General features: G+C 59.1%; 14 protein-coding genes. 2 read left to right on the forward strand and 12 right to left on the reverse strand.

Going from position 1 to position 16,703, the window contains the following annotated elements; all coding sequences use genetic code 11:
- Nucleotides 1-161: 161 nt before the first annotated feature.
- From ABD806_RS05400 to ABD806_RS05450, 11 genes are all read right to left on the reverse strand, one after another.
- Nucleotides 162-1,517 (reverse strand): cytosine permease, encoded by a 1,356-nt coding sequence (locus tag ABD806_RS05400; RefSeq protein WP_344955485.1) that lies wholly within the window; start codon nucleotides 1,515-1,517, stop codon nucleotides 162-164.
- A gap of 470 nt (nucleotides 1,518-1,987) precedes the next feature.
- Nucleotides 1,988-3,439, reverse strand: a complete 1,452-nt coding sequence (locus ABD806_RS05405) for a bifunctional 2-methylcitrate dehydratase/aconitate hydratase (protein WP_344955487.1) — start codon at nucleotides 3,437-3,439, stop codon at nucleotides 1,988-1,990.
- 77 nt (nucleotides 3,440-3,516) lie between these two features.
- A complete protein-coding gene (prpC, locus tag ABD806_RS05410; protein WP_344955489.1) occupies nucleotides 3,517-4,629 on the reverse strand; it encodes a bifunctional 2-methylcitrate synthase/citrate synthase in 1,113 nt (370 codons plus the stop codon).
- Nucleotides 4,622-5,497 carry a methylisocitrate lyase gene (gene prpB / locus ABD806_RS05415; RefSeq protein WP_344955491.1) on the reverse strand — a complete coding sequence of 292 codons (876 nt, stop codon included), beginning with the start codon at nucleotides 5,495-5,497 and terminating at the stop codon, nucleotides 4,622-4,624. Before prpB ends, prpC begins: the two co-directional genes overlap by 8 nt.
- Nucleotides 5,494-6,132, reverse strand: a complete 639-nt coding sequence (locus ABD806_RS05420) for a GntR family transcriptional regulator (RefSeq protein ID WP_344955493.1) — start codon at nucleotides 6,130-6,132, stop codon at nucleotides 5,494-5,496. Before ABD806_RS05420 ends, prpB begins: the two co-directional genes overlap by 4 nt.
- Nucleotides 6,133-6,457: 325 nt before the next feature.
- Nucleotides 6,458-8,377 (reverse strand): putative bifunctional diguanylate cyclase/phosphodiesterase, encoded by a 1,920-nt coding sequence (locus ABD806_RS05425; protein ID WP_344955495.1) that lies wholly within the window; start codon nucleotides 8,375-8,377, stop codon nucleotides 6,458-6,460.
- Between the two features lie 3 nt (nucleotides 8,378-8,380).
- On the reverse strand, nucleotides 8,381-8,878 hold the full coding sequence (locus ABD806_RS05430) for a putative pterin-binding protein (RefSeq protein ID WP_344955497.1): 498 nt from the start codon (nucleotides 8,876-8,878) through the stop codon (nucleotides 8,381-8,383).
- A 471-nt stretch (nucleotides 8,879-9,349) separates the two neighbouring features.
- A complete protein-coding gene (locus ABD806_RS05435; RefSeq protein ID WP_344955499.1) occupies nucleotides 9,350-11,305 on the reverse strand; it encodes a bifunctional metallophosphatase/5'-nucleotidase in 1,956 nt (651 codons plus the stop codon).
- A 101-nt stretch (nucleotides 11,306-11,406) separates the two neighbouring features.
- A complete protein-coding gene (purU, locus tag ABD806_RS05440) occupies nucleotides 11,407-12,276 on the reverse strand; it encodes a formyltetrahydrofolate deformylase (protein ID WP_344955501.1) in 870 nt (289 codons plus the stop codon).
- 143 nt (nucleotides 12,277-12,419) lie between these two features.
- Nucleotides 12,420-12,896 (reverse strand): GNAT family N-acetyltransferase, encoded by a 477-nt coding sequence (locus ABD806_RS05445; protein WP_344955503.1) that lies wholly within the window; start codon nucleotides 12,894-12,896, stop codon nucleotides 12,420-12,422.
- Between the two features lie 44 nt (nucleotides 12,897-12,940).
- Nucleotides 12,941-13,279 (reverse strand): hypothetical protein, encoded by a 339-nt coding sequence (locus tag ABD806_RS05450; protein ID WP_344955506.1) that lies wholly within the window; start codon nucleotides 13,277-13,279, stop codon nucleotides 12,941-12,943.
- A 152-nt stretch (nucleotides 13,280-13,431) separates the two neighbouring features.
- Here ABD806_RS05450 and ABD806_RS05455 point away from each other — a divergent pair, with 152 nt between their 5' ends.
- Entirely contained in the window at nucleotides 13,432-14,076 is a 645-nt protein-coding gene (locus tag ABD806_RS05455) for a phosphoribosyltransferase (RefSeq protein WP_344955508.1), read from the forward strand.
- Nucleotides 14,077-14,226: 150 nt separating this feature from the next.
- On the opposite strand, the gene ABD806_RS05460 is transcribed toward ABD806_RS05455, so the two are convergent.
- Nucleotides 14,227-15,123, reverse strand: a complete 897-nt coding sequence (locus ABD806_RS05460; RefSeq protein WP_344955510.1) for a MurR/RpiR family transcriptional regulator — start codon at nucleotides 15,121-15,123, stop codon at nucleotides 14,227-14,229.
- Nucleotides 15,124-15,349: 226 nt separating this feature from the next.
- Here ABD806_RS05460 and ABD806_RS05465 point away from each other — a divergent pair, with 226 nt between their 5' ends.
- Nucleotides 15,350-16,675 (forward strand): aspartate aminotransferase family protein, encoded by a 1,326-nt coding sequence (locus tag ABD806_RS05465; RefSeq protein ID WP_344955511.1) that lies wholly within the window; start codon nucleotides 15,350-15,352, stop codon nucleotides 16,673-16,675.
- Nucleotides 16,676-16,703 lie beyond the last annotated feature (28 nt).

The following is a 16,703-nucleotide window of genomic DNA, read 5'->3' on the forward strand; positions in this document are numbered from 1 at the left end:
GGCGTTGTTTCCCCATGTTGGTGCAAGCAGGAATGCAGGCAATCCAAGATGGTGCATAGCTCATAAGCTGATGCCCGGAGTGGCCTTCCAACTGGCGGAAATAAAAAAGGCCCCCATACCGAGCATGGGAGCCAAAACTTACGGACTTACGCTTTGCTATATCAGACTTCGACTTGCAGTTTTACGGTCTGCGCCGGCTTGGCGATGGGTTTCATCAGCAGGGTGTAACCCACCACGCTCACCGTCAGGCCGACAAAGAACGCCAGATCCATAAAAACAACGCTGGCCAGGAAAGACAGCCCGTACACCAGGAAGGCACGCAGGTTGTAGTTGTTCTGGTAAACAAAGGGTCCTTTGGGGTCATAGAAATCGTTCACGTCCAGCTGACCCTGGCGCAGCAGATAGAAGTCGGCCAGCATGATACCGGCCACCGGTCCCAGCAGGCCCGAGGTGATCACGCTGAACCACAGCAGGTTATCGGCAAATACCCAGGGCATCATCAGCAGGCCGATGGCACCGGAAATGGCCACTCCCTGGGCAAAGTTCAACCGGGGGAAGACGTTCATCAGGATCAGCGCGGACGGCATCAGGTTGGCCGCGGTGTTGGTGGACCACTGGGCGAAAGCGATGGTCAGCATGCTCAGGAGCAGCACGATGGGCGAACTCATGGAGTTGGTCACGATCTCGATAGGATCCCAGGTACCGGTCAGGATACCGCCTATCATGCCCACCATCAGGATACCGGAGCCGATCACGATCAGGCCGGTGATCTGGGCAAAAAAAGGCTTGCGGTTACGGATAAAGAAATTGTTGCTGCTGTGGTCGCGGGAACGCTCCAGCTTGCGGGTCATATCCGGGCTGTTCAGGCCCATGGTGATCCAGATGCCGGCTATCGCCATCACCGCGAACCAGAAGGAGCCGTTATCCAGGGAAGGTGCGGCCAGCACGTCACCTATGGTGGCGTTGTTGGTTTTCAGCAACCAGAAGGTCACCAGACCGATCAGTATGGTCAGCGCCGGAATGGCGACCCAGTCGAACTTGGCCATGGCTTTCATGCCGTAAATCGCGTTGACCACCTGCAAAACCCCGAAGACCAGGATGAGGATGGTGGTGTTGGAATAACCAATCCACATTTCCAGCACCTTGCCGATGGCCACCGCCGCGACCCAGGTCTGGAAGCCAAACCAGAAACAGGCGGGAATGGCGCGGAAGGCCGCCGGTATTTTCGCCCCCTGATAACCGAAGCAGGAGCGGATATAAACGGTAAAGGGAATGCCATAGCGGATACCGATATCGCCGGCCAGGATCAGGATAGTGGTGACGATGGCATAGGCGGCCAGTATGGCGCCGATAATGGTCCAGGGAGACAACCCCGGGTACAGCTGGGCCCCCATGGTAAAGGCACCCATGTTGATGGTCATCCCCGCCCAGAGCATGGTGAAGTCCCAGATATTGATATCCCGGTCCTTGTCCGTAGACGGCATTAGCTCGGGGTTGTTCATTTCATGTGCAGCCATGGGTTACATCTCCCTGTTGGTGTGCTGCGACAATTGTTACCGAACCTTAGGTTCGATTGACAAATTGCCAAGGTTGTTGTGAAAAAATCAGGTTTAATAAAACAAAAATAACAAAACCGTGTGAACAAACTTACTAGATTATCGTTAACGATGTTATAAATTTTGTTCATGATTAACATTTTTGTGATTAAGGTCACAAAAATAAAATAATCAACTTATTGCCTACAATTACCGTCAATTAATTTAATTGATATATAAATCAATAAGATAACTAGCAGCCAGCAGAGGGGTGGTCTCAACAAAGATCAGGGCTTACTCGCCTTAATGGCAAGTGCCAGGCGGATAGGCAATGGAAGGAGAGGAGCAATACGGAGCCAAGCGGGATGAAACCAGCCGAGTATGCGAGCATCCCGGGCTAGAACTATCATGCTCCCGGGATACAGGCTGGCGAACAGGGCAATGCCATCGCCTCAGTTGATGACGAATAACGCCATAAATTCGTTGACCGGGGTGGCTTCCAGTCGTTTTTGATCGAGGCACAGACTCAGGATCTGCCGGCAATGTCCTTCGGGAAAACGGGTCTGCAGGTTGCGCATAAACTTGCGTTCCAGCACCGGAATGCCCTCGTCACGACGGCGCCGGTGACCGATGGGGTATTCCACCTCCACCTTCTCTGTGCTGGTGCCATCCTTGAAGAAGATCTGGATGGCATTGGCGATGGCGCGCTTGTCGGCCTGCAGGTATTCTGCGCTGTAGCGCGGTTCTTCCACTACCTCCATCTTGTCACGCAGTAGGTCGATGCGGGCGTCTCCCAGATGGAAGCTGTCTTCATAGTGCTCGGCCACCAGGTCACCATAGAGCAAGGGCACGGCTACCATGTATTGCAGGCAGTGATCCCGGTCGGCCGGGTTGGCCAGGGCGCCCACCTTGGAGATGATCCGCACTGCCGACTCATGGGTGTGGATCCGGATGCGGTCTATGTCGTCGATGCGGCCTTTCACCTGCGGATAGAGATGCACGGCACATTCGACCGCGGTCTGGGCATGAAACTCGGCCGGGAAGCTGATTTTGAACAGCACGTTTTCCATCACATAGCTGGCCAGGGGCTGCTTGACCTTGAACGCCTCCCCCTTGAACAGCACGTCATAAAATCCCCATTTGGGAGCGGTAAGCACCGAAGGCAGACCCATCTCTCCCTTCATGGTGATCATCGCCAGGCGCACGGCGCGGGCGGTGGCGTCCCCCGCCGCCCAGGACTTGCGCGAACCGGCGTTGGGGGCATGGCGATAGGTGCGCAGCGAGCAGCCGTCGACCCAGGCCTGGGACAGGGCATCGACTATCTGCTCACGATTGCCGCCGAGCATGCGGGTAACCACGGCGGTGGACGCTACCCGCACCAGCAGCACATGATCCAGACCCACCCGGTTGAAGCTGTTTTCCAATGCCAGGACCCCCTGGATCTCGTGGGCCTTGATCATGGCGGTCAGCACCTCTTTCATGGTCAGCGGCGGCCTGCCCCGGGCCACCGCCACCCGACTCAGGTAGTCGGCAGTGGCCAGGATACCGCCCAGGTTGTCGGAGGGATGCCCCCATTCGGCGGCCAACCAAGTGTCGTTAAAATCCAGCCAGCGGATGATACAACCGATATTGAAGGCGGCGGTCACCGGATCCAGTTCGTGAGAGGTACCGGGCACCCGGGCACCGTGCCGTACCGTGGTGCCGGGCACCAGGGGTCCTAAGTGCTTGGTGCACTCGGGGAAACGCAAGGCCAGCAGGCCGCAGCCGAGGGTATCCATCAGGCAGTGGCGGGCGGTATTGTAGGCCTCGGTGGAAGCAATGTCCGCATTGACCACATAGTCGGCGATAGCCACCAGCAGCTGATCCGGCTCGGGCCTCTGGTTCAGATCGAAATTGGCACTCATCTCGGTATCCTTTTAATTTGCACTGGGATTGGGGATTGGCATTCGAGCTCCCAATCCCAGGTTCCCAACCACGGCTCCTAGCGCTTCTCTATCGGCAGCCAGTCCTGGTGGCCCGGTCCCACGTAATCGGCGGTGGGACGGATGATGCGATTATGGGCGCGCTGCTCCATGATATGTGCGGTCCAGCCGGTGACCCGGCTCATCACAAAAATAGGCGTAAACAGCTTGGTGGGTATACCCATGAAGTGATAGGCGCAGGCATGATAAAAGTCGGCATTGGCGAACAGTTTTTTCTCCCGCCACATCACCTCTTCCACCCGCTCCGATACCGGGTAAAGTACCCGATCGCCCACCGCCTGCCCCAGCTGTTTGGCCAGGGGCTTGATCAGGGCATTGCGCGGATCTTTCACCCTGTAGACCGCATGGCCAAAGCCCATAACCTTTTCCTTGCGCTTGAGCATCTCCAGCAGCTCGGTCTCGGCCTGCTCGGGGCTGCTCCACCGTTCTATCATGGCCATGGCCGCCTCGTTGGCGCCGCCGTGCAGGGGGCCGCGCAAGGTACCGATGGCGGCGGTGACCGCCGAATGCAGGTCGGTCAGGGTGGAGGAACATACCCGGGCGGCGAAGGTAGAGGCATTGAATTCGTGTTCAGCATAGAGGGTAAGCGAGCAGTGCATCACCTTGACATCCAGCTCGGGCGGATACTGGCCACGCAACATATGCAGGAAGTGGCCTCCTAGGCTGTCATCATCGAGCGCGGTCTCGATACGCACGCCGTCATGGGTGTAGCGATACCAATAGCAGAGGATAGCCGGCAACAGCGCCAGCAGGCGCTCGGCCGCGTCCTGCTGCTCACTGAATTTAAGCTCGGTTTCCAGGTTGCCGAGCATGGAGCAGCCGGTGCGCAGCACGTCCATGGGGTGCGCCGAGGCAGGAACCTGCTCCAGCACGGTGCGCAGCGCCGCCGGCAGGCCGCGGTTGGCCCGTAGCCTGGATTTGAACGCCGTCAGTTCGCCCTGGTTGGGCAAATTGCCTTTCAGCAGCAAAAACGCCACTTCTTCAAACTGGGCCTTAGCCGCCAGATCTTCGATGTCGTAGCCGCGATAGGCCAGGCCCGAGCCGGATTGCGCTACGGTGCAGAGCGCAGTTTGACCGGCGGTCTGGCCGCGCAGTCCTTCTGAATTACTCATCTTTTCCTCCTTGGGCAAACAGGGCATCCAACTTGGCTTCATAGCAATGATAGTCGAGGGTCTGGTAGAGCTGTTCACGGGTTTGCATCTGCTCGAGCAGCCCGCTCTGCTCGCCTTCACTCAGAATATGACGATAGACGGTTTCGGCAGCCCGGCTCATGGCGCGAAAGGCCGACAGCGGATAAAGCACCATGGCCACCCCGACGGCCTTGAGCTCCCTCTGGCTGAATAATGGGGTCTTGCCGAACTCGGTGATGTTGGCGAGCACCGGCACCTTGACCGCATCGCAGAAAAGACGGTATTGCTCCAGGCTTTCCATCGCCTCGGGGAAGATCATATCGGCTCCAGCCTCGACACAGGCCTGGGCCCGCGCCACGGCGCTGGCCATGCCCTCCACCGCCAGTGCGTCGGTGCGCGCCATGATGGCAAAGCGGGAGTCGGAGCGGGCATCCACCGCCGCCTTTATCCTGTCCACCATCTCCGCCTGGCTCACGATCGCCTTGTTGGGCCTGTGCCCGCAACGCTTCTGGGCCACCTGATCTTCGATATGGATGGCGGCGACACCGGCCCGCTCCATTTCCCTGACCGTACGGGCGATATTAAAGGCTCCGCCGAAACCGGTATCCACATCCACCAGCAACGGCAGGTCGCAGGCCCCGGTAATGCGCCGGGCATCTTCCAGCACCTCACCCAGGCTGGTGATGCCCAGATCCGGCAGGCCGAAAGAGGCATTGGCCACCCCGGCCCCGGACAGGTACAGGGCTTGGTGCCCGGCCTGGCCGGCCTGCATGGCGCTGTAGGCATTGATGGCCCCGACGATGGGCAGTGGCCGGGTGTTTTTCAGCGCTTGGAACAAACTGTGCTTCATTGCATTTCCTCCTGAAATTGCACCAGCAGGTGCCGACGGCTGCGGGCCACATGGCGACGCATCAGCAGTTCCGCCAGCTCGCCATCCCCCTGCAGCACCGCATCGAGGATCTGGCGGTGTTCGAGCAGCGCCTGCCGGGGATCTGAATGGCGGTATGAGAGCCGATGGCGGTACATGCGCAGCAGCTGGTAAAGCTCATCACCCAACAAGCTGACCAACATGCGGTTGTGGCTGGCCTTGAACAGCAGATAATGGAAGTCCTCCTCCCCTTGCTGACGCTGGTATTCCTCCTGACTGTCGACAAATTGCTGATGCTGCGCCAGCAAACGGGTCAGTGCGTCGGCCTCGGCCGGGGTAATGGCCATGGCAGCCAAGCGGCAGGCCATGCCTTCCAGGGCTTCCCGGACCGCAAACAGCTCGGTCAACCCCTCGGGCGTCAGCGAGACCACCCGTGCCCCCTGACGGGGTAATCGCTCCACCAAACCCAGCCCTTCCAGCCGCAGCAGGGCTTCACGTACCGAGCCCCGGCCCACCTCGAAGCGGCGCGCCAGCTCGGGTTCGGACAACTTGGTGCCCGGCGTCAGCTCGCCGTTGACCACGGCTTCCACCAGCCTGGGGGTAAGATCTTCACTCAAGACAGCCATATACCTTGTCGACAAAAATTAACAACGCACCTTTAAAGTAGCAGGTGATTCGTAAATAAAAACAATATTTGTCGACAAAAATGCCGACCCACTCGAGTAATGGATCAGCATCTCCTGTAGGAGGCACGACTCCGGGCCGATAGTGGGAACACCGACCTCGGGAAGATGAACTGTGCCATATCTCATCGCGGTGTGGTCGCCGCCCCCACACGGGATAAAAGGGAAGGAATGAAAATACGGATGGCGGGATGCCGAGGCAGCCGGAAAGTAGCAAGCCGGCACAGGCCTCCACCCCTGGACCGGGGGGAGGCCGATATTAGCGCATCAGGTTATCCTGATCGGTCTGTGGCAGGATCAAGGGCCGAGCCTTTAAATACTGGGTCATCAGGATCGCGGCCGCCGGGCGGGTCATATGATAGCCCTGCCCCAGATCACAGCCCAATTGCTTGAGGACACGGAGATGGTTTTCCTCCTCTATGCCTTCTGCTGTCACCTTCATACCCAGGTTATGGGCCAGCTCGATGATGGTCTTCACTAGGCTGACGGCCCTGGGATCGGTCGGCAGATCCTGAACGAAGGATTTGTCTATCTTCAACTTGTTCACCGGCAACTGGCGCAGATGGCTGAAAGAAGAATAACCGGTGCCAAAGTCATCCAGAGCGATGCCCACCCCGAGTTCGCGCAATGATGCCAGGGTTTCCAGGGAAGAAGCGGTGTCCCACAGGCTGGTGTCCTCGGTGATTTCCAGCACCAGGCTGTCGGCCGGTATCTCCGTTGCCGCCAGGGTCTTCTCCACCGTATTGGCCAACCGGCCACCGGCGAAGATGTTGGGGCTGACGTTAACGTTCACCTTGAGCTGGGTAAATCCCTCCTTATGCCAGTACGCAAGCTGCCGGCAGGCTGTGTTCAGCACCCACTCGTTCAGCTGCTGGGCCAGGCCGTGCTGTTCGGCCACCAGGATGACCTCCAACGGATTGACGCGGCCATAATCCGAGGGTTGCCAACGCAACAGGGCCTCGACCGCCTCGATTTCCAGCGAGTCCAGCCTGAAGATCGGCTGGTAATGCAGGCACAGCTGGTCGGATTCCAGGGCCGCTTTCAGCGCCACCGCCAGCCGCTGGCGACGCAACCGCTGTTCATCCATGTCTGTGGTAAACAGCCGGGCCGAGCCACTTTTGACGGTTTTTGCGTAATACATAGCCGTATCCGCATGGCCGAGCAGGTCGACAACTTCATGGCCATGATCGGGATAGATACTGGTGCCGATGCTGGCGAACGGCGTCAAGTGTCCCCCTTTCATCTGTGCTTCCCGACTCAGGGTATGTCGCAGTCGAAGCGCCATCTGCAAGGCATCATCAGGGCCACCCACCCGCTCCTGGACCACGATAAACTCGTCACCGCCGATACGGGCTATGGTACCAGCATTGTTAACACAACGGTGCAGCCGTTCAGCCACGATACACAGCAGTTGATCTCCGGTTTCATGGCCGAGTCCGTCATTGATCTCCTTGAAATTGTTAAGATCTATCATATGCACGGCCAACTTGCCTTGTTCCCGCTTGGCCCTGTCGATCGCCAGCTCCATCTGCTGGTAGAAGTGTGTGCGATTGGGCAGGCCGGTCAACGCATCATGGTAAGCCAGGTGGCGGTTGCGCCGGTTTTCCCGATAGAGCAGGAACAGCATCAGGCCGCCGCTCAGCAACAAGCCCCCCAGGTAACCGAGGGAGTGGACCCTAAGGTTATGGGTGACATCAAGCTGGCGCCAGGGATCGATACCCGAGAAACTGTTGACGTTGAAATCCCGCGCCTGCTGGCGAAAGGGGGCCAGCTCCTGCTGTATCGCCCTGATACCTTCGATATCACCGGCCTGCAGGGAAAATACGCGCTCGTCCAACCGGATCAGCAGGGCCTCCAGCGCATCGAGCAGCGCCTTGGCCTCGGCCCGCTCCCGCAGGGGAGCACTTTCTTTCCCCTCTTGCAGGACATCGATGCGGCTCCACAACAGCTCGAAACGCAGCTGCATATTATCGACATTGGTCGAACCCGAGGCCAGTTGCTCCAGGGCGTGGTCGTACTTGAGCAGCTCCATTTCCAACTCGGAGGAAGACCAGCCGATCCCCTTGATGGTGCCCGAAACATAGCGCACCACCTCGATATCGCGGTTATAGCTATAGATGGAGCTCGCCCCGAAGATAAGCGAAATCAGGGGGAGCAGCACCAGCTTGAGGAGTTTCATGGCTTAACGTATGTCCAGGCTGCTCAATTGCCACACCATGGTTTCATGATGTTTTTTGGTGTTGAGTTCGGGATAGTCATCAAGCGGCAGCACAATCCATACCGGGCCTTTATCCCGGATGCGCATTTGTTTCCCGTCCTGATGGGTAGCCAGGAGCACGGGATAGTTTCGCAGCCCCTGGAGTGGAATATCGACATGGTAGTCGTTGAGTGCGATGGCCCGCATGACATTACCCTGGGCTCCCACCCGCGCCAGCATGTCGCTGAGTAGGACACCTCTGTAGACATGCGCCCCCTTGGTCCAGGGCGTGCCGGTACGGATCTCCTTCTGCGGCAGGCTCTGCAACAGCCGATAATCGAAATCGGCCTGATCGTCGGCATTGGTCTGCTGGATCTGTCCGGTGACCGAAAGCACGACCGGGCCGGTGGGGGCCGCCAGCTCGGCGGCGCTAAGCGGCGCTCCCCAACCGGCCAGGGCCAATAGCGTAAAAAGCAAACGCACCAGAGAGGCCTTGACTTGCTGGCCTGATGCCGCGGTTCCGTTAGCCGCACTCCGGTATCGGGTGAAAAGGGCCAATTTAGTCATAGGTTCTCCAATCTGACTATCCAATGACGCGATAGAGTTGACGGCGAGAGACTCAATAGAGTTCAAATATTAGTCTAATATCTATCGGGGGGTTAGATAATAAAGGTATTAAAGTCGACAGGAAAGCCACAAAAATTAATTGAATTCATATGAATCCGTTTCTTTTCAATTAATTATTGCAAAAGAAAAAAACAGTGGCGGATAGCGATGCAATCTAGTGAAGCTCAACATCCACAACGCTCTCTGACCAGCAAGCAGGAAGGACTTGGCAGCCTGCGCAATAATCGCATGATCCCGGTTAGGGTAAATGGGATTGAGCCGGTACCGTGAAGACAAGGTACCGGCTCTGCTTCAGCTTTTCACGATGCGCCGGTGGACGGCGACACCTTACAACCGGTTGAGGGTGACGGTGGGTTCGGCAAGCGGCGTCAGCACCGGGCGCCGATCGCGGACATAGTCGATAAAGGCCTGGGCATCGGTATTGCAGCGTACGCCTTTGGCGCTACAGTCCAGGGCGCCGTTGGCATAATGTACCTGCACCTTGCCCCCTGCGGTTTTGCTCAAGCGCGCCACCGGGAAGACGGTCAACCGCTCGTTGACATAGGCCAGGTCCAGGCGGTCGGACAACACTTCCTGGGCCCGGAACAGGGCTTCCCAGCCGTCATTGCCCGAAGCACTGTAGCTGCTCATCACCACATGGTAGAGCTTGTTCGGCTGGATTCGCTGCCATTGGCCGTCGGCAAGATATTCCAGCTGACCGATGTAGCCCTTGCCCGGTTGGGTTTCGTTGAATTGATAACGCAGGCCGCTGCTGTAAGGAAACTTACCCGTATGGGCGCCTTCCGGCAGGCTCTGGTTCACCACATCGATCAGCAGGGCCGCGACTTGCTGGCCGGTCAGCGACAGCAGGCTCAGGGCATTACCGAACGGCAGCAATTCCAGGCTAGCATTACCTTCCCTGAACTCCCCCTGCTCCAGGTTGTTGCGTACGCTGCCGGCGCCGACCAGGGCGAAGTCGATGTGACGGCCGGTCAGGGCCTGCACCTCGGGTCGATTTACCCAATACAGCTGGCTGGCTGCCACCAGCGGGGCAACCTTTGAGCCGTGGCTGTCACTGCCGTCCTCACCGGGCAAACGCACATGCTGCAGGGTAGCGGGCACTTGGCCGATCAGATCTCCATAGGCCTGCTCCAACGCGGGCCTATATTGACCGTCGATATGTTCACGCAGGGCGGCATCCTCTTCCACCAGCGCGATATTGGGCTGGGCCTTTACAAAATTGCGCACCCGGCCCTCGGCCTGCTTGTCGAGCCGGTCTTGCGGCTGTTGACGGATATCGCCATAAAACCGATTGTCCGCCAGCAGGGTGTTTTGTCCGTCACAGGCGGTCAGCTGTCCCTGCCCGTCGAAGGTGATCGCCACCTGCCCCATGGCCTGGGCATATTGCCCGGCCTGTACCACACAGGTTTTGCCCTGGCCGTCCGGGTTTCCGATCTGCTGGGCATAGCGTTCGCCACGGGCCAGCCCCAGGTTACTGAAATCACCCATCAGGGTATGGGAATGACCGCCGACGATCAGATCGATGCCATTCACCTCCCGCGCCAGCCGCTGATCCCGCTCCAGGCCCAAATGGGTGATGGCGACGATTTTATTGACGCCCATGGCCTGCAACGCATCCACTGTTTGCTGGGCGCCCGCCACTTCTTGACCGAAGCGCAGCGCGCCGATCTGAGGGGAAATATCGGGCATATCTTCCAGCACCAGGCCCATCACCGCCACCACGGGATCGTCATCCGCATCCTCCAGGCTGTCAAGCCGGCGTTTTTCAACGCCATTGAAGGCATAGAGCACATAGGGTTTGAGGTTTTCCTGACCCGCCAGGTCCGGATCCTCGCTGGCATCCAGGTTGGCCGCCAGCACGGGGAAGCTCAGCCGTTCGATAAAGGCCGCCAGCCGGGCGTTATCCAGATCGAACTCGTGGTTACCCAGGGCCATGGCGTCCAGCTCCATACGGCTGAGCACATCCGCATTCATGGCGCCGTTATTGAGCTTGAAATAGCCGGTGCCCTGCCAGGCATCGCCGCCATGCACGAACAGCAGGCTTTGATCGTCGGCTTCGGCCTGCCGGCGCAGCTGATCGGCCCGGGCCAACAACCGGGGATGACCGCCGAAACGGGTGAACAGGCTGCGGCCTTCGAACTGGAGCTGGCCGGGGATGGCATCGAAATGAGAGTGGGTGTCGTTGATATGCGCCACCGTCAGGGTGAAGGGCTGCTCGGGTTCGGTGCTGGCACAGGCACCGAGGGCCAATGCCAAACTACAGGCCAGGATATTTCTTTTCATTGATTCACTCCATGCAGGATCATCTTGGCACGATAAAAAGCGCCGGGCTTTTATGAGCATCCGGCGGCCAAGTAACGGGTATTGTTCACAAAATAGGGAGATTAACTGGTAAATACCACCGTCTTGCCATTATGCAGGAAGACCCGCTGCTCGATATGATATTGCACCGCCCGCGCCAGGGTAATGCACTCGATGTCCCGTCCCTTGGCGGTCAACTGCTCCGGATAATGGCTGTGATCCACCACCTCGACACCCTGGGTGATGATAGGGCCTTCATCCAGATCGTTGTTGATATAGTGTGCGGTGGCGCCGACCAGCTTGACCCCCTTGTGGTAGGCCTGATGATAGGGTTTGGCCCCCTTGAAACCGGGCAGCAGGGAGTGGTGGATGTTGATGGCCTTGCCGTTGAGGGTGTCGCACATTTCCGGACTCAGCACCTGCATATAGCGCGCCAGTACCACCAGATCCGCCTCGCATTCATCTATCACATTGAGCACCTGGGCTTCCTGCTCGGCGCGGTTGTCGGCGCTGACCGGCAGGTGATAATAGGGAATGTGGTGCCAGTCGGCCAGCCGTTGCAGATCCGGGTGGTTGGAGATGATGGCGGGAATTTCGATGGCCAGCTGCCCGGTGCGATAGCGATACAGCAAGTCGTTCAGGCAGTGGTCAAATTTCGATACCATGATCACCACATTGGGCCGGTAGCTGGTGGCGGTCAGCTGCCATTGCATGGCAAAGTTCCGGGCCCGCGATTCGAAACCGGATTTAAAGCCCCCTTCATCGAAGGCCTGTTCCCGGGGAGGCCTGAACTCGACCCGGATAAAAAAGTGCTTGCTGACCACATCATCAAAGGTCTGCATTTCTACCACATAACAGCCCTGCTCTCGCAAATAACGGGTCACCACATCGACAGTGCCCAGGCTGCCGGTGCAATGGGCGGTTAGATAATAGGTGTCTTTCGGCTTGGCCACTGATGATCTCCTCTACACCAAAACAAATAACGGGCTTGTCCCTGTGGCCACTATTCTGGAATAAATGGCCAGGCGGCACCAGCAAGATAAGCGGCGACCGCAAAATAAGTGTGCTCGGTGATTCAAAGGGTAATGACAGCGGGCTAAGGAGGCCCCAACGGCTGGGTCATCGCAAAGCGGATAAAGACCTGCCCTCCCCGGGTCACCTCTTGCCGTTCAACCACCTGAAATCCGCATCGTTCAAACACCGGCCTGGACAACAGGCTGGCGTCTGTTGTCAACTGCGCCACCCCACGACGTCTGGCCTCCTGCTGCAGGTCACCACACAGCCAGCTGGCCAGTCCCCGGCGACCATGCTCGGCCAGCACATACAGCAGGGCCAGATGATGGTCCGGATACAGGGAGGCAAAGGCCACCGGCGCCTGCTGCCAGCAAGCCACCCGGGTATAGCCCCCCTCGACCATGGTGCGGAATTCATCCGCATATAAATTGGGAAAGTCCGACCAGGCTGCCACCTGTCCGGCGCTGTAGCCTATGCCGCCCTGGGCGGTAACCGCATCGCGATAGACCCGTGCCAGCCGGCTTAAATCCGTTTCCTGATAGTCCCGGATCAGATACATATGTTCTCCTCCCGGGGAGGTGAACCGGGTTGAGGATGTCCGCGTCATTGGCGCCGTCGACCTTCACCCAACCCGTTACCCCGGTTTTCGGGCTTGTCCAACCACAGCAGCTGTCGTTCCTTGCGGCGGGCACTAAATGCCATCGCCCCCCCGGCGATACAGACCATAACGCCAAACACCCAGGAGCGTTCGGGTGCCCATAGCATCACCCCCGAGCCCGCCATCATCAGCACGAAGCCCATCAGCTTGGCCCGGGTGGCCCGCCCGTTTACCGCCAGCCTGGCCCGGCAGTAGGGACAGACAACATGCACATCCACCCCATGAGTGGTGGAATCGGCCACCTGGGACGGCCGGATAACTTGCTGACAAGACGGACACTGCACAGGTTTTGCTCCTGACTAAAACGGTGAGATTCCCCCAAAACCACGGCCTCGGGGCGAACAGGCATTATAAACAGATGCTAATGTTAAATCATGGGGGAGTCGACGGTTAGCCGGCTTGTAAGTACGCACCCAAGTTGCAAGGGGACACAGCGGTGGACCGTCAATTCGAGCACAGACGCGCGGCAGGCAAGGCCCTGGCCAATGCCTTGATGACATATCGGGACCAGCCCCGATTAGTGGTCTTGGGACTGCCACGCGGCGGTGTGCCGATTGCATACGAAATCGCCCTGGCCCTCCATGCCCCGCTGGATGTGCTGCTGGTGCGCAAACTCGGCTTCCCCTATCACCCGGAGCTGGCCATGGGCGCCATCGCCTCGGGGGGCGCCCAGGTGCTCAACCAACGGCTGCTGCACGGCAGTGACATAACACCGGCACAAATCCAGATGGTAGTACAACGGGAAACCGCCGAGCTGGCGCGCCGGGAAACAGTCTATCGGGGCCAGGCGCAACCGCTCGAGGTCGCCGACCATACGGTGATAGTGGTTGATGATGGCCTGGCCACGGGGGCAACCATGGCGGCAGCGGTCTCGGCACTGCGCTCGCTGCAGCCCCGACGCCTGGTGGTAGCGGTGCCGGTCGGCTCCCAGGAAGCGGCCCGGCGCATCGCCGCCCAGGTAGACGACTTCGTCTGCTTAATCACCCCGGCCAGCTTCAACTCGGTGGGCCAGTGGTATCGACAGTTTCCCCAGGTCAGCGATGAAGAGGTATGTACGCTACTTTCACATCCTTGCCACTAAATAGCTGTTCCGAATAGTTGGTCATTCGAAACAGCGGCCGGGTATCGCTAAGCAAACCCTCTGCGCCAATGTTGCTGGTGCGGTGACGAAATCATGAACAGTAACGGAATACCCCCAGCCCGCACATTCACAGGCTGAAAGCCCGACCCGCTACAGGGCTGCATTCATGGCGGCGATCAGCTGCTCCCGCTTTTTCAATGACGCTATGGCACTTTCCCCAAGGAGGTTCGCCACCTGAGTCAACAGGCCTTCGGCCAGCAGCATAAAGGCACACATGCTGTTGCTGAAAAACAGGCTCTGGGAAGGCACATAGAAGGCGTGGGTCGCGATTTTCGCCAGTGGCGAGTTCGGGGTATCGGTAAAGGCGATCACCTTGACCCCCTGCTCCGCTGCCACCCGCGCGCTGGTAATCACCCCAGTGGTGTAGGGGAAACAACTGGTCACCAGCAATACATCTCCCGGCTCGAGCTGGGCAAGGCCATCGGCGGCACCGTGCAGACCCGCGTCCAGCATGGCCACCTCGGACCTGAGCATCCCCAGGGCGTAACTGATAAAGGAAGCGAGCGAGCCGAACTGGCGCATGCTGTGGATACGGATCCGGGGAGCATGGGCCAACAGTTCGGCGCCGAGTTCGAAGGTTGCACTTTCCATGTTTTCGACCAGGGTCAGCAGGTTGGCGCTCTCCTGACGGGCCAGGCGGGTGAGCAGATTGAGGCTGTTGCGCTCGCTGCCCAGCACCAGCCGGGAAGCCTGCTCGCTATAAAAATGGCGTCCCTCGGTCAGCTCCCGGCGGAAGACATCCTGAAAGTCGCTGAATCCCCTGAAACCCAGCCGCTGGGCCAGCCGGGACAGGGTTGAAGGATTGACCCCCTGAGCTTCAGCCAGCTCGCTGATGGTCATCACCGCCGCCTGCTGGGGTGCGGTGAGCATGGCCGACAGCGTGCGCCGGGCCCGCCCGCCCAGGGTGATGCCGGCCCGTCCCTGCTCTATTTCAACCAGCAGGTTGCGCAACGCCTCCAGGGTTTGCGGGATTTGCGTATTTTCCACCACTCCGATTCACTCCTTCTCGGTTCGACAGGATTCAGCAAGGCACCTGCTCCTATTATGCCATATTTTTTTGCAAATCATGCATGCTCCTAACTGCCGTTTTATTTCGACTTCATCGGGCCGAATGGTGTTTGTTCATTGCAGACAAAAAGATGCCAAAAAATAATTTTGCGTAAATTATTTGCATTGATATATTAATGCAAACAAACACACCATAGAGGTCGCCATGAGCCATGTCCTGCACCGCAGCCTGACCCAGTCCTACCCCACCGCCGTGGGCGGCGATGGGGTCTACCTTATCGACGCCGAGGGTAAGCGTTACTTTGATGCCTGTGGCGGTGCCGCCGTTTCCTGCCTGGGTCACGGCGACCCGGCGGTGATCGCGGCGGTGCAGCAGCAGGTGGCCACCCTGGCCTATGCTCACAGCTCCTTTTTCAGCACCGAGCCGATGGAAGCCCTGGCCGATTTACTGGCGGAACAGGCACCCGGCGAGCTTAACTATGTGTATTTCGTTTCCGGCGGCTCGGAGGCGGTGGAAGCCGCGCTCAAGCTGGCCCGTCAGTACTTCGTGGAAAAGGGCGAACCCCGGCGGCGCCACGTCATCGCTCGCCGCCAGAGCTACCACGGCAATACCCTGGGCGCCCTGGCCGCCGGTGGCAACCAGTGGCGCCGACAACAGTTTCAGCCGCTGCTGATTGAGGTGAGCCATGTCAGCCCCTGCTACGCCTATCGCGACCAGCTTCCGAGTGAAACGCCCGAAGCCTACGGTGTCCGCCTGGTGGCCGAGTTGGAAGCGGAAATCCAGCGCCTGGGCCCGGAGCAGGTGATGGCCTTTATCGCCGAACCGGTAGTGGGCGCCACCCTGGGCGCCGTGCCTGCCGTACCCGGCTATTTTAAGGGCGTCCGCGACCTCTGTGACCGCCACGGCATCCTGCTGATCTGTGACGAGGTGATGTGCGGCATGGGCCGCACCGGGGCGCTGTTTGCCAGTACTCAGGAGGGCATAGTTCCCGATCTCTTGTGCATCGCCAAAGGCCTGGGCGCCGGCTACCAGCCCATCGGCGCCACCCTGGTCAGCCAAACCATAGTAGACACCTTCAGAAACGGCAGCGGCTTCTTCCAACACGGCCATACCTATATCGGCCATGCCACCGCCTGCGCCGCCGCCCTGGCGGTGCAACAGGCGATCGCCGAGCGCGGCCTGCTGGCGCGGATTAACAGCCTGGGCGAGCAACTGCAGCAGGCGCTGGAGGAGCGCTTCAGCACTCATCCCCATGTGGGAGATATCCGCGGGCGCGGCCTGTTTCGGGGCATAGAGCTGGTGCAGCACAAAGCCAGCAAGGCCCCCTTCGAACCGACACTTAAGCTGCACGCCAAGGTGAAGACCGCCGCCATGGACGCCGGCCTGATGTGCTATCCCATGGGCGGCACCCTGGACGGTCGCCGGGGCGATCATATCCTGCTGGCCCCGCCCTTTATCATGGAAGACCGGCATATCGACGAGTTGGTGGATAAGCTGGAGCAGGCACTGAATACGGTTTTCAACACCTGACTGAATAAGCAATAACAGGGTGCGGCTC

Source organism: Zobellella aerophila, assembly GCF_039539325.1.
Taxonomy (GTDB): Bacteria; Pseudomonadota; Gammaproteobacteria; order Enterobacterales; family Aeromonadaceae; genus Oceanimonas; species Oceanimonas aerophila.

Excerpts from the sequence above, each read along its gene's own strand:
- ABD806_RS05400 (WP_344955485.1), bottom strand. The coding sequence starts at position 1,517 with ATGGCTGCACATGAAATGAACAACCCCGAGCTAATGCCGTCTACGGAC.
- ABD806_RS05405 (WP_344955487.1), bottom strand. The coding sequence starts at position 3,439 with ATGAGTGCCAATTTCGATCTGAACCAGAGGCCCGAGCCGGATCAGCTG.
- prpC (WP_344955489.1), bottom strand. The coding sequence starts at position 4,629 with ATGAGTAATTCAGAAGGACTGCGCGGCCAGACCGCCGGTCAAACTGCG.
- prpB (WP_344955491.1), bottom strand. The coding sequence starts at position 5,497 with ATGAAGCACAGTTTGTTCCAAGCGCTGAAAAACACCCGGCCACTGCCC.
- ABD806_RS05425 (WP_344955495.1), bottom strand. The coding sequence starts at position 8,377 with ATGAAACTCCTCAAGCTGGTGCTGCTCCCCCTGATTTCGCTTATCTTC.
- ABD806_RS05435 (WP_344955499.1), bottom strand. The coding sequence starts at position 11,305 with ATGAAAAGAAATATCCTGGCCTGTAGTTTGGCATTGGCCCTCGGTGCC.
- ABD806_RS05445 (WP_344955503.1), bottom strand. The coding sequence starts at position 12,896 with ATGTATCTGATCCGGGACTATCAGGAAACGGATTTAAGCCGGCTGGCA.
- ABD806_RS05465 (WP_344955511.1), top strand. The coding sequence starts at position 15,350 with ATGAGCCATGTCCTGCACCGCAGCCTGACCCAGTCCTACCCCACCGCC.